The organism is Bacillus sp. FSL R5-0434, assembly GCF_038004745.1.
Lineage (GTDB): Bacteria > Bacillota > Bacilli > Bacillales > Bacillaceae > Bacillus > Bacillus halotolerans.
Genome location: NZ_JBBORV010000001.1, coordinates 1290406 through 1303227, shown reverse-complemented (window position 1 = coordinate 1303227; position 12822 = coordinate 1290406). Strand labels below are relative to the sequence as shown.

The window sequence follows — 12822 nt, the reverse complement described above, 5'->3', positions numbered from 1 at the left end:
CTAAGCTAAAGTTCAAAAGGGGGAGACATTCTTGAATACGTACTTAATGCTGACTACGAGAACAGATCAATTCAATCAGGAGCATGTAGCCGGACACTATGAATTTTTGGACCGCCTGCAGGCAGAAAAACGCTTAAAAATGTTCGGGCCTTTCAGCGATGCCACAGGCGGAGCATACGTCATCAAAGCGGGCTCACTGGAAGAGGCGCGCGAAATCGGACAAGCTGATCCATTGGTGTTCAGCGGGTCCTCTGAGCTGACCATTAAGGAATGGAAGCTGAAATAAAAAAGACCCTTCCGCAACCGGAGGGTCTTTTTTTGTCATCATCATGTTTGATTGCGTGCCGCAATATGAAATGTTTTTCCCTCTGTATCTGCTGTTTCTCCTGCATGGACCATCACCTGAGTAAAGCTGAACCCGACCGCAACGAGCAACAAACCTGTCATCCATTTAGATTTCATATAAACAATCTCCTCTCTGGATTTGTTTTTGTGCGTGCACCATTTTCTCATAAAAGGAAAGTGCTTTTTCAGGCTGTCCATTCTCTATATAGTATTGGGCAGCATCATGCGCCAGCTCTTCAATGTAAGGATACAGCATATGTTCTTCAAGAAATTGAAAGGTGTGTGAGACTGATTCTGTGTCAATGTTTTTTCCGTATAACGCATGTAAAAATTGAAAAAGCTCCACGAATAATTCATCACTATACTGACGGGCGATTTCCAATCCTTGACGATATTGCTTTTGCGCTTCGGCATCATTTTTTTGTTTATACAGAACTTGTGTTAATGAGTAGATAGAATGCGGAAGATTGTCGAACTTTTCCGACTTGCAAATAGAAACAGATTTCTCAAAGTATTCGGCTGCCTTTTGCAGTTCACCCATTTTCTCGTAACAGTTTCCGAGATTGTAAAGGGCCGAACTGATCAGGCGGGGATTGCCTTCTTTCTTTGCAAGATCTAAAGCCAGTTCTAAATGGGGCAATGCTCTTTCTGGATACTGCATATCATCATAATTACCTGCAATAACGAATTCACATTGGATTCTGCGGACAGTGTACGTTTCATACATCTGATACGTTTCTAACGCCTGAACGGCATAGCTCATAGAGACATAAGTCTGCTTTAAATTGTAAAAGATCTCAGCCATTTTAAAAGCAAATTCAGCTTTTTCAATGTCGTCTGACACAAGGGCAAGGTTCTTTTCTGCCCTCTTATAGTACATCATGGCACTGACAAACATTTTCTGCTTAAATTCATACATCCCGCGAAAAAAGTTAAAGTAGTATTCGAGCAGTCCTGTCAGCTTGTACTGATTCCCCTCGATGTCTTCTAATAATTCTGAAAACTCTAGCTGCGAGGTGTCCTCTCCCAAAGGCTTAATGTAATCCAGCATAACACGGTGCCTAAATTCCATTAAAGAATAATACAGCAGCAAATCTTGATCTTCTTCCATATCCTCGATTTCTCTTTCTACTTCGAGCTTGACCCGTTCGGCTTCAGCTACGTGAAACTGCCGGATATGGGTATACCATTCATTAATTTTAAGCCCGACATAAGAGGACGGAATAGTCTGCTTCATCCTCAATTAATCCCCCCTTTTATATACCCGAGATATGTCATATTTTATCATATTTACAAGAAAAAGAAGAACGCAAAAAGACCGCAATTGTCGAATTTCGGCTAACCGCAAAAAAATACAATCACTTCTCAGCATATTGCTTGTTAATTTATGCCCATTGATATAGGATTTCATTGCACCATTTATTTTTACATATGGAGGAGATTCTATTGAGCCAATCCACTCAAATTGTGAGTCACTTTTTGTCACATCGCAATGTGACGATTGAGCTGACAGAAAAAATCAGCAAAAATCATTACAGCTACAAACCGACGGAAACATCAATGTCAGCAGAAGAGCTTGTCAAGCACATCCTGACGACTTTCCATCTGTTCGCAAATGTCATTAAAGAAGGCAATGCCTCACCTTTTCAAAACCAGCAGGAAGAAACGGAAACAGATCTCAATGTTTTGGCTAAAGCGTTTACAGAAAAAACGGCTGCCATCCTTGAGCAGCTCACTGAGGAACACCTTGACAGAGAAATTGACCTGACAGCCACTTTCGGAAGAAAAGTCACTGGCAGCGCATTGCTTCAGCTTGCGATGGAGCATGAAATTCACCATAAAGGCAACCTGTTTGTTTATGTAAGAGAAATGGGCCATACGGAGCTGCCGTTTTATCAGCAGCGTATGTAACCTAAAGAAAAGATACCTGATCTAAAGGTATCTTTTTTTATTGCCTTCAGTTCACTACCGTATCCAACACACCGCGATTCCCAGTGACAGCCGATATTTGCATATAGCTGACTGGTTGACCTCATTCAGCCAAATACCGACCGGAATTACCTGTTTTAACCGGTCAAACTCAATCCCATCTCGTCCTGACACTCATTATAGGGCAAATGAATAAAGATATTGAGCATACAAAAATCAATGAAACACACGTACAAATATTCAAAAAATTTAATTGATTAAAGCGACCTAATCATATATAATCTGATAAAAATAGTCGGGTTTTCAGGAGGCCTTTATCATGAGTGTTAGCATCATTTTGATGGGTTTGTTAGTCGGTGTCTTAGTCGGATTGACAGGTGTAGGCGGAGCTGCGCTTTTAACTCCTCTTTTAATAGTGCTTGGAATCAATCCTTCCATTGCAGTCGGTACGGACCTTGTCTATAACTCGATCACCAAGCTGTTTGGTGTTGCGTCCCATTGGCGGCAGAAAACAATCAATTTTAAATTGGTAAAATACTTAGCCATCGGCAGTATTCCGAGTGCTTCTATAGCCATTGGCATACTTCATTTGTTCCCCGCCTTCCACCAGCATCAGGAAGAGATTATTAAACACGCTCTTGGTTATGTGTTGACCCTAGTTGCCATTTCGATCATCGTCCGCCTGTTTCTGGACAAAAAACTTCGCCCGAACCGCTGGCAGCTGATGCCGCTCGAAGATAAGCGGATGCTTACGATTCTTATCGGTGTCGTGTTTGGGTTTATCGTCGGCTTAACGTCGATCGGTTCCGGCTCGTTGTTTGCGATTGCTATGCTGTACTTATTTAAAATGAAAACATCCGACATTGTCGGAACAGATATTGCGCATGCTTTTCTGCTCGTTACTGCGGCAGGTATTTTAAACGCAAGCTTCGGGAGCGTTGATTATTTGTTAGCGGCCAATTTGCTTATCGGTTCCATTCCGGGGGTGCTGGTTGGCAGTCATCTTTCACCTAGATTTTCACCCCGTCCGCTGCAATTTATTATGGCATCCATTATCTTAATCAGCGGTTTGAAGCTGATTTAACCAAGAAGGCTATCCTGAACAGGATAGCCTTTCTTGGTTTATAGCGTCACACCCGATTTAAAAATGGCAAGCTCTCTGAAGTCGTTTTTTTCGTGATTCACGAGCTCTCCGCTTGCAACCTTCGTGATATAATCGATAAACTCACGAAGCACAAATTCCTCATGAACATCATCCTCTGCTAAGAGACCTGCGTTAAAATCAATCCAGTGCGGCTTCGTCTCGTACAGCTGTGTATTCGTCGCCACCTTTACCGTTGGAACAAAAGTGCCGAACGGCGTGCCTCGTCCTGTTGTAAACAGAACAATGTGGCAGCCGGCAGCAGCCAATGCGGAGGAGGCGATTAAATCATTGCCGGGCGCGCTCAATAGCGTCAGTCCGTTTGTCTGAAGCACTTCACCGTATTTTAATACATCCGAGACAGGAGAAATCCCCGCCTTTTGCGTGCAGCCCAGCGATTTATCCTCAAGGGTGGAAATGCCGCCTGCTTTGTTGCCTGGCGAAGGGTTTTCGTACACCGGCTGATCATGCTTTATAAAATATTGTTTAAAATCATTGATTAAATCGACAATTTTATGGAATACCTCTTCATTGGCAGCCCGCTGCATCAGCAGCGTTTCCGCACCGAACATCTCCGGCACCTCCGTCAGCACCGTGCTGCCTCCCTGCGCAATGATATAATCAGAAAATCGTCCGAGCAATGGGTTCGCTGTGATGCCGGAAAAACCGTCAGACCCACCGCATTTCAACCCTATTTTCAGTTCAGAAAGCGGGATGTCTTCCCGTTTATCCCCTTTGGCCGCTTCATGGATGTCCTTCAGCAATACGACACCTGCCTCCATTTCGTCTGTCACCGACTGGGATTCGAGAAATTTCACCCGATCCTTGTTGACATCCTGAAGCGCTTTTTTCATTGCTGCCAGCTCGTTATTTTCACAGCCGAGCCCCAGCACCAAGACACCGCCGGCATTTGGATGGCGAATGGCGTTCAGCAGGATTTGCCTAGTATTTTCGTGATCATCGCCAAGCTGTGAGCATCCGTATTGATGTTTTAGCACTAATACGTTGTCAAATGGGGCAATATCCCCCGTTTCTCTGACAAACCGCTGAAGCATTTTTTCGGCTATTCCATTGACACAGCCGACGGTTGGCACGATCCACAATTCATTGCGAACACCGGCATTGCCGTTTTCTCTTCTATATCCTTTAAATGTTCGGTCCTCATGTGTGTATGGATTTTGTTCAAATCTCGGTGTATAACTGTACGTTTGGATATCAGATAAATTTGTTTTTGCATTATGAACATGAATATGCTCCCCAATAAAAATATCTTTTAACGCATGCCCGATCGGAAACCCGTATTTGATGATGCTGCCGTTTTCCTTTATATGCTGCAATGCAATCTTATGGCCTCTTTTAATATCATCTTTTACTTCAATCGACACGCCGTCCGCGTTCAGTTGCTCTCCCTTCTGAATATCACGCAGAGCAAGCAAGACATTGTCTTGTCTATGAATCTTTATAAATGATTTCACAGCACTTTCCCCCTTTGCAGACAGCATTGTTCAAGAGCCTGCTCCATTCCCAGTTCTTGAATATGATTCAAGTAAGCAGCGACTCTCTCAGTCAGCTTCGGAATTTCATTCAGATTTGCTCCCCACAGCCATTGTTCTCCTAATAAGGCTGAAGCGATACGGAGCATATCTCCGGTCTCCTGATTCCAAACCTCTTGGAAAAATTGAAGAACAGCCGGGTCATCCTGCATTTCCTTCTTTCGATAAACATACAGAAGCGCGCTGAATGAAAACACTAAACGTTCAGGAAGCTGTCCCTTTTGTTCAACATATTCCTGAAGGGTCGGCAGGTTTCTCGTTTTGAACTTTGACACTGAATTCAGTGCAATGCTTTCCACATAATGTTTGATGTACGGGTTTTTAAAGCGACCCAGCACATCCTCCGCATATTGAGTAAGCCCTTCCATTTTCAAAACAGGAAGTATTTCATCATGAATCAGCTCCTCAACAAAGCGCCCCACTGCCGGATGTTCAACTGAATCACGCACCGTTTTCAAACCGTATAAGGAAGCCACTGGCGTCATTGCCGTATGCGCGCCATTTAAAATTCTCACTTTTTTCGTCCGGTATGGAGTCAGATCGCTAACAATCTTTGTATGGAGACCAGCTGCCGCAAAGGGCAATTCTTCTCCAATCCAATTCGGCCCTTCAATCACCCATAAATAATACTGTTCTCCCACAACAACCAGTTCATCTTGATAGCCTAATTCCGCAGTGATCTCATTAATGCTGTCTACAGGAAAACCGGGAACAATACGGTCTACTAAACTATTACAAAACGTGTTGGCGTTCTGAATCCATTGCGTAAACCCCTCTTCCAGCTCCCATAGATCAGCATAATGCAGAATCGCTTCCTTCAGCTTTTGCCCGTTATTCTCAATCAGCTCACACGGAATCAAGACACACCCTTTTGTCTCGTCTCCGGCAAAAGCCTGGTAGCGAAAGTACAGAAAAGCTGTTAATTTCCCTGGAAATGTTTTTTGCGGCCTATCCTCTAAGCGGTCTTCTTTCTCACAAACAATACCAGCTTCGGTCGTATTAGAAATGATAAAACGCAGTGCTTCGCTTGAAGCCAACTTTTTGAACTCGTCATAGTCGGAAAACAGATCAATCCCGCGGCTGATTGAATTGATAATCATCTTTTCGTTTACCGCTTCTCCATCCTTCATTCCCTGTAAAAAAAGAGTATACAAGCCATCCTGGTCATTTAATCTTTTGATTTTCTCTGAACCTCTCGGCTGTACAACCGCGACACTTCCATTGAAATCAGTATGTCGATTCAATTGCTCAATTTGCCAATCGACAAACGCCCGCAGAAAATTTCCTTCTCCAAATTGGAGAATCCTTTCCGGATACTGTGTATAGCTTTCGTACAATTTTTTATTCAGCTTTTGCACCGTCATTGCCTCCCTTTCGGATTTATGCACACGTTAACATTTTTCTCTATAAAGAATGCCCGCTGGAAAAACGGGGCATCATGTCGTGATATCTTTTACTGAATCACGCACCATAAACTCTGTGTTTTCAAAGATTTTTTCTGCTTTCGTATCAGGTGTGCTGATCAGCTTCAATAATTTTTTTGCACCGAGCACGCTGATTTTTTCAACAGGACGTTTCACTGTAGAAAGCCTTGGCGTGATATATTGCGAAAAACCAATATCATCAAATCCGATGACAGATATATCATCAGGCACGCGCATCCCCTTGGCAAATATGGCATTCATTGCTCCGATCGCCATGTCATCATTCGAACAAAAGACAGCGGTTGGAGTGTTCGGAAGCGCCAGCAGGCGTTCCATCGCCTGAAAGCCGCTCTCCATATCGTATTGCCCTTTTACACTGTATTCATGTTTGATCGGTATATGATGGCGAATCAGCGCTGCTAAGTAGCCTTCCTTTCGCTGCTGAGAGGATTTAAATCCTTCGATTCCCTCAATGATGGCGATGTCTTGATGTCCGTTTTTAATCAAGTATTCTACAGCTTCCTGAGAACCTTCCTTGTCATTGGACAATATGTTGGTAATGCCCCTGTCATCGACATCCCGGTTCAGCACGACGAGCGGGATCTTTTTTTCCCGAATATGATAAATAAAAGAATTATCAATATCGCTTTGACTCATTAAAATAATGCCGTCATATCTCATTGGTGTTACAGAGTCATAGCTTTTCAGATCATCAATGCCGCGCACATACAGATTGTACTCCTCGCTGATTGCCTGGTTTACGCCTTTTATGGTATCAGCGAAAAAACTGTGTGAGGTTCCGTTTGTGATGCTTGTAAAGAAAAGCCCGATCGTATGGGATTTTTGCATTGCAAGGCTTTTTGCATTCACATTCGGTGTATAGTTGAGCTGTGAGGCAAGCTCCAATATTTTTTTCTTTGTGTGTTCTTTAATATAAGGGCTGTTATTGAGTGCTCTGGAAACGGTTGTGTGGGATACGTTTGCAAGTTTTGCGATATCTTTAATGGTTACCATCTATTTCCCTTCCTTATCATACCGGCTGCGATTCGTTATTACATATTGTATCATCAAACACACCGCCTCTCCCACCATATTTCCAGATTAATAAGAAACCGTATCATCAGCATGCGTTCCTGCTGCGCTGCCGATGATCGGCCGCACAAAACGGATGACAGCCAGTGAAGCGAAGACGGCCAGCCCTCCGGCAAGTAAAAATGCGCCAGAAAAAGTACCCGTCCGGTCAACAATAAAGCCGGTTAAAGCGGGACCGATGATGCCTGCGGTGTTGGCGAGAAAATGCATGAATCCGCCAACAGAACCGACATTCTTTTGGTCGACTACATCCTGAATAACAGCCCAGTAGATCGCGCCCGTCAAATATAAAAAGAAGACAGACAGAGCCACGAGCGTAACAGCGCTTACAGTTGTGGTGACAAGCCCAGCTAAACCAATCAATACCGCGGAAGAAAACAAACACGTGACGAGCACGACTTTACGCGAAAACAGCACGCCTTTCCGGACTGTTTTTTTGTATACATAGTCCGAAACAAATCCCCCGGCTGCCAGGCCGATAAATCCTAAAATCCACGGAATGACTGTGATGACACTCATTGACCCAACACTTAATCCCCGCTCCTCGACAAGATAGCTCGGAAACCACGTCAAAAAGAAGAAGAGGATGTAGTTGTAAGCGAAAAAAGCAAACGCCGTGAACAAGACTGTTTTTTGTTTCAGATAAAAGGTCAGCGGAATTTTCTCCTCAGGAGCGGCTTCAACTTTCATCGCAGGTGCATTGCCCATTGGCTCAGCCGGCTTTTCTTTTACGAATTTTAACCAGAGAAAAGCCCAAATCAATCCGATGATCATGATGAGAACGAAGGAAACCTTCCAGCTGAATGCAACGGCGATCATGCCGACAATTGGTCCGGAAATGGCTCCGCCAAGGGGCGTTCCGCTATTTGTGACTCCGACAACAGACGCCCGCTGAGTCGGCGGAAACCAGTTATTGACCATTTTATTGATGGTCGCCGAAAGCGGCCCTTCCCCCATTCCAAACAAAATTCGTATGATCAGCAGGCTGACAAAGCCAAAAGCCAATGCAACTGCTCCGCTGAACAGCGACCAAACGACCATGGCCACAAATAAGGTCAATTTTGCTCCATAGCGGTCGGATGCCACACCGCCAAGAAAATTGAAAACGGCATATCCAATCGAAAAACTGCTGAAAATCAAGCCCATTTGTGTAGCGGACAGTGTGAGATCATCCTGAATGAATGGAGCTGCAATGGACAATGCCGAACGGTCCAGATAGTTAATCACACCAGCCAGGAACAAAAAAAGGATGACTGGAAGCTTATCTTTAGAAAACATTTCAACCTCACCCCTATGTTGGTTCAGTATCTGTATCTGCTTTCGTCACACTCCTGAATAAGCCATAAAACCTCCATCGACAGGAACGGTGATGCCGGTGACAAAGCCTGAATAGGAATCATCCGCCAGCCAAAGAAGCGTGCCGAGCAAGTCCTCCGGTTTTCCAAATCGCTTCATCGGTGTTCCCGCAATAATTTTTTTAGAGCGGTCTGTAAAGCTTCCATCCTTATTGATCAGCAGATCGTGATTTTGTTTTGTCAGAAAAAAGCCTGGTGCGATTGCGTTAACCCTCAGTCCGGTTTCCGCAAAATGCACAGCCAGCCACATTGTAAAATTATTGATTGATGCTTTGGCCGCACTGTACGCCGGAACCTTCGTCATAGGTGAATAAGCGCTCATTGATGAGATATTCACAATGGCTGGTGAGTCTGCCTTCAGCAGTTCCTTTCCAAATACTTGGGTAGCCAGAAATGCCCCAGTGAAGTTGGTTGAAAAAACAGTTGAAAATCCGTTTTCATCCATGTCAAAGAATGATTGCCCTTCTCCTTCTTCTTCATATGTCTCCACATCAGTAATCGCAGCGGGATGATTTCCTCCTGCTCCATTGATTAAGAGATGAACAGCGCCAAATCGGTCAAGGATATCAGTCTTCGCCTTCTCTAGCGACGTCCTGTCCAGCACATCAGCAGAAACGGAACATGCCGTGCCGCCAGCTTTCGTAATTTCCCTCACAACCTCTTGTCCTGTTTCAGCTGACCGGTTCAGTATCGCCACCTTCATGCCATGGCGGGCAAGCTCCCGGGCCATTGCCGAGCAGAGCACACCGCTGCCCCCTGTGATAACAGCAACTTTACCTGCCAGTCGATGATGAAGAGGAATCATAATTCCACCTCTTTTTTCGCCATTGATTCGTACGCGTCCCACAGTCCGTTCAAATACATGATGCCTAAAGCGCGATCGTATAAGCCGTAGCCCGGACGGCATTGCTCTCCCCAAATATGGCGACCGTGATCCGGCCTGACATATCCGTTGTAATCCTGCTTGTGCAGTTCTGCCATGACCCCTTGAATATTAATCGAACCGTCCTTTGTCAGATGAGACGTTTCAATAAAATCCCCATTTTCAAAGATCTTCACATTGCGGATGTGTGAAAAGGGAGCAAGCCCGGCATATGTTTTAGCAATTTCCACCATGTCATTGGCGGGATTGGCCCCCATGGAACCGGTACATAAGGTGATGCAGTTAGAAGGTGAGTCTGATATGGCCCGCAGCTTCTCATAGCTTGCCTCTCCTGTGATAATACGCGGCAATCCAAAAATCGGCCAAGGCGGGTCATCCGGATGAATGGCCATTTGAATGCCATGCGCTTCAGCAACCGGCAGAATTCCCTTCAAAAAAAATGATAAATTGTTCCACAGCTGCTCTTCATCGACCGTCCTGTAGGCCTCAAACAGTTCTTTGATCCGAGCCATTTTTTCAGGCTCCCACCCTGGGAGTGTCAGGTCAGACGCTTCTTCCACCGTCCGAATCAGCTCTTGAGGCTCCAGGCTCTCCACTTTGGCTTTTTCAAAAAACAGAGCGGTTGAGCCGTCTTCCAGCGGACGGAACATGTCGGTGCGTGTCCAGTCGAAAATCGGCATAAAATTGTAGCAAATCACTTTCACGCCAAAAGCAGACAGATTGCGGATGGTCTGCTTATAATTTTCAATGTACCGGCCGCGTTCTTCGCTGCCCAGTTTAATCGCTTCATGAACGTTTACGCTTTCGACAACCTCCGCATGAAAACCATGGGATTGTATATATTCCGTCTCGGCTTTGATTTCCTCTATTTCCCACACTTCCCCGGCAGGTTTGTGATGGAGAGCCCAGACAATGCCTTTCACCCCGGGAATTTGTTTCACGTGTTCAAGTGTGACTGTATCGTTGCCTCGTCCATACCATCGAAATGTAATATTCATCCTACACCTCCGGATTGAGCCTTTTAATCAAATGTGATCACTGCCTTCCGCACCTGATCGGGATGCTCCTTGATAAATTGAAACGCGTGATGGACATCTTCAACTGAAAACGTATGGGTGACGAGCCCGTTATGCGCTAACCGGCCTTCATTCAGCAGCTTTACAACTTTCGGAAACTGATTTGTCTGGAGTCTTGAGCCGGTAATCGTGACTTCTTTTTTTGTAATGGGGAGCTGAGGAATTTGTGACGCTCTCTCATCAAATCCAAGCACCACCACACGCCCTGCCGGAGAAACAACATCAACGGAAAGCTCAAAAGTCGCAGGGAGACAGACAGCATCAATGACTACATTGGCTCCTTCATTGCCCGTCCATTCCCGAACCCGCTCAGCCGCATGTTCTGTTTGAACATTCACAACAGCGTCGGCACCGTTTTCTGTAGCAAATGTCAGCCGCTCATTATTTAAGTCGGTTATCATGACGGAAGCACCCGCTAGCTTTGCCATTTTTAACACACAGATGCCGATAGGCCCCGCCCCCTGAATCAGAACGCGATCACCCTTTTCCACCTGTCCCCGCCAAACAGCCTGGGCACCTATTGTATAAGGCTCGGCCATAACTGCCTCCTCCCAAGGCAGCTCTTTTGAAACCGCGTGAAGCTGCTTTTCAGGAAGCACAACATATTCCCGCATCCCGCCGTCTTCATGAACGCCAAACACAGAAAGCTTCGCACAAACATTTGGCCGGCCTTTACGGCAGGCATAACAGTTTCCGCAATAAGAAATCGGTTCAATCACAACATGGTCTCCGGCTTTCAGGCCTTTAACATTTGCACCAACCTCCCCCACTTCTCCCGTTACCTCGTGTCCGATTACTCTCGGAAGTGTCGCAAGCGGATTCGTGCCATGATAAATATGCATGTCAGAACCGCAAATTCCGACTCGTTTTACTTTGACGAGCACCTCATCAGCCTTTGAAAGAACAGGCTTTTCCATGTCTGCTGTCACCAAATCATACGCTTTTCGCACTTGAACCGCTTTCATTTTCTCACCTGCTTTTTAAAAATTCATACACGCTCCGAGCAATTGAAATTCCGTGTTTCCTGTTTCTTTCCTCATGCAGCTGCTCCAATTCGCCAGGCACATACACTCGCTCGACTCCTCTAGCCGAAGGTGATTGCTGCAGTTCATCAAGCATGGCGTCCATCTGCTCTAAAAACGTATCTTGTCCGGTAAAATAGGACGGATGGATCGCGCAAACATAATGTCCAAGCTTCCTATTTTGATCAAGATCGCCATACATTTTAGCGATATGCGGACCAAAAGCCGCCCCAGCCAGCAAACCTGAAAACACATCCACCACAACAGATAGCCCGTAGCCTTTAGGACCCCCGAACGTTGAAAGTGAGACGACCTTGTGAGGGTCTGTTACCGTCTCTCCGTTTTCATCGACTCCCCATCCTTCTGGTATTTCTCTGCCCTCTTCACGCGCCTGCAGAATCTTTCCAAATGCCACTTTTGACGTCGCCATATCTAGGATAAACGGTTTTTTATGCTTTGCCGGCACACCGTAAGCAATTGGATTCGTGCCTAAAAAAGGAGACCTCCCGCCAAACGGGACTACAATACTGTCAGTATGAGACATAGCGATTCCGATCAGTTTTTCCTCAGCCGCTTTTTGCACAAAATAACTTAACGCTCCGCAATGGCTGCTGTTTGTCGCGGTGACCATGCCAACACCATTTTTCTTTGCCATTTCAATGGCATGAGCCATCGCCTTATCGGCAATCACATGGCCGAACCCGTCATCACCGTCCAGCACTCCTGTCACCGGCCCCGTTTCTTTAAAAATGGGACACGCTTTTGGATTGATGCCTCCAGCCCTCAGCCTGTTCACATAATGTTCTGTTCGCAAAACACCATGAGAATTCACATTGCGTAAATCAGCGTGTATGAGCACGTCTGCTACTTTTTCGGCATCTCGTTCATTCAAATTGGCGCCGATCAGCTTTTGCTGAACCAGTTCCTTCGCTTCTTCAGCGGAAATCGTTACCGTATTCAATAAAGAGCCTCCTTTCTTTCAGTTTCATCACTTAGCGAAAA

At 45.4% G+C, this 12822-nt stretch carries 13 protein-coding genes; 3 read left to right on the top strand and 10 right to left on the bottom strand.

All coding sequences use genetic code 11. The features are described 5' to 3' along the window. Positions 1-31: 31 nt before the first annotated feature. Positions 32-286 (top strand): YciI family protein, encoded by a 255-nt coding sequence (locus NYE43_RS06750; protein ID WP_213418546.1) that lies wholly within the window; start codon positions 32-34, stop codon positions 284-286. A gap of 41 nt (positions 287-327) precedes the next feature. Here the strand turns inward: NYE43_RS06750 and phrA are convergent, their stop codons facing one another. Further along, positions 328-462: a phosphatase RapA inhibitor PhrA gene (phrA, locus tag NYE43_RS06745; RefSeq protein WP_024121047.1), complete on the bottom strand. Its 135-nt coding sequence runs from the start codon at positions 460-462 to the stop codon at positions 328-330. Further along, on the bottom strand, positions 452-1588 hold the full coding sequence (rapA, locus tag NYE43_RS06740; RefSeq protein ID WP_081638280.1) for a response regulator aspartate phosphatase RapA: 1137 nt from the start codon (positions 1586-1588) through the stop codon (positions 452-454). Before rapA ends, phrA begins: the two co-directional genes overlap by 11 nt. 203 nt (positions 1589-1791) lie before the next feature. On the opposite strand from rapA, the gene NYE43_RS06735 reads away from it, so the two are divergent. Together NYE43_RS06735 and NYE43_RS06730 are read left to right on the top strand one after the other, a co-directional pair. Next, on the top strand, positions 1792-2256 hold the full coding sequence (locus NYE43_RS06735) for a DinB family protein (protein WP_101860768.1): 465 nt from the start codon (positions 1792-1794) through the stop codon (positions 2254-2256). 337 nt (positions 2257-2593) lie between these two features. Continuing rightward, entirely contained in the window at positions 2594-3358 is a 765-nt protein-coding gene (locus NYE43_RS06730) for a sulfite exporter TauE/SafE family protein (RefSeq protein WP_044156273.1), read from the top strand. 38 nt (positions 3359-3396) lie between these two features. Here NYE43_RS06730 and NYE43_RS06725 read toward each other — a convergent pair whose 3' ends face one another. From NYE43_RS06725 to allD, 8 genes are all read right to left on the bottom strand, one after another. Beyond that, a complete protein-coding gene (locus tag NYE43_RS06725; protein ID WP_339236725.1) occupies positions 3397-4890 on the bottom strand; it encodes a UxaA family hydrolase in 1494 nt (497 codons plus the stop codon). Further along, positions 4887-6326, bottom strand: a complete 1440-nt coding sequence (locus tag NYE43_RS06720; protein WP_213418544.1) for a tagaturonate reductase — start codon at positions 6324-6326, stop codon at positions 4887-4889. The genes NYE43_RS06725 and NYE43_RS06720 overlap by 4 nt, the downstream gene beginning before the upstream one ends. A 78-nt stretch (positions 6327-6404) precedes the next feature. After that, positions 6405-7406: a LacI family DNA-binding transcriptional regulator gene (locus NYE43_RS06715; protein ID WP_024121041.1), complete on the bottom strand. Its 1002-nt coding sequence runs from the start codon at positions 7404-7406 to the stop codon at positions 6405-6407. Between the two features lie 87 nt (positions 7407-7493). Further along, a complete protein-coding gene (locus NYE43_RS06710; protein ID WP_024121040.1) occupies positions 7494-8762 on the bottom strand; it encodes an MFS transporter in 1269 nt (422 codons plus the stop codon). 45 nt (positions 8763-8807) lie between these two features. Beyond that, positions 8808-9644, bottom strand: coding sequence for an SDR family oxidoreductase (locus tag NYE43_RS06705; protein ID WP_341061346.1), 837 nt, complete (start codon positions 9642-9644; stop codon positions 8808-8810). Further along, positions 9641-10720, bottom strand: a complete 1080-nt coding sequence (gene uxuA / locus NYE43_RS06700) for a mannonate dehydratase (protein ID WP_341061344.1) — start codon at positions 10718-10720, stop codon at positions 9641-9643. Before uxuA ends, NYE43_RS06705 begins: the two co-directional genes overlap by 4 nt. Positions 10721-10743: 23 nt before the next feature. Continuing rightward, on the bottom strand, positions 10744-11763 hold the full coding sequence (locus NYE43_RS06695; protein WP_106022259.1) for a zinc-binding alcohol dehydrogenase family protein: 1020 nt from the start codon (positions 11761-11763) through the stop codon (positions 10744-10746). Positions 11764-11767: 4 nt separating this feature from the next. Further along, on the bottom strand, positions 11768-12781 hold the full coding sequence (allD, locus tag NYE43_RS06690; protein WP_106022260.1) for an ureidoglycolate dehydrogenase: 1014 nt from the start codon (positions 12779-12781) through the stop codon (positions 11768-11770). Positions 12782-12822: the final 41 nt, after the last annotated feature.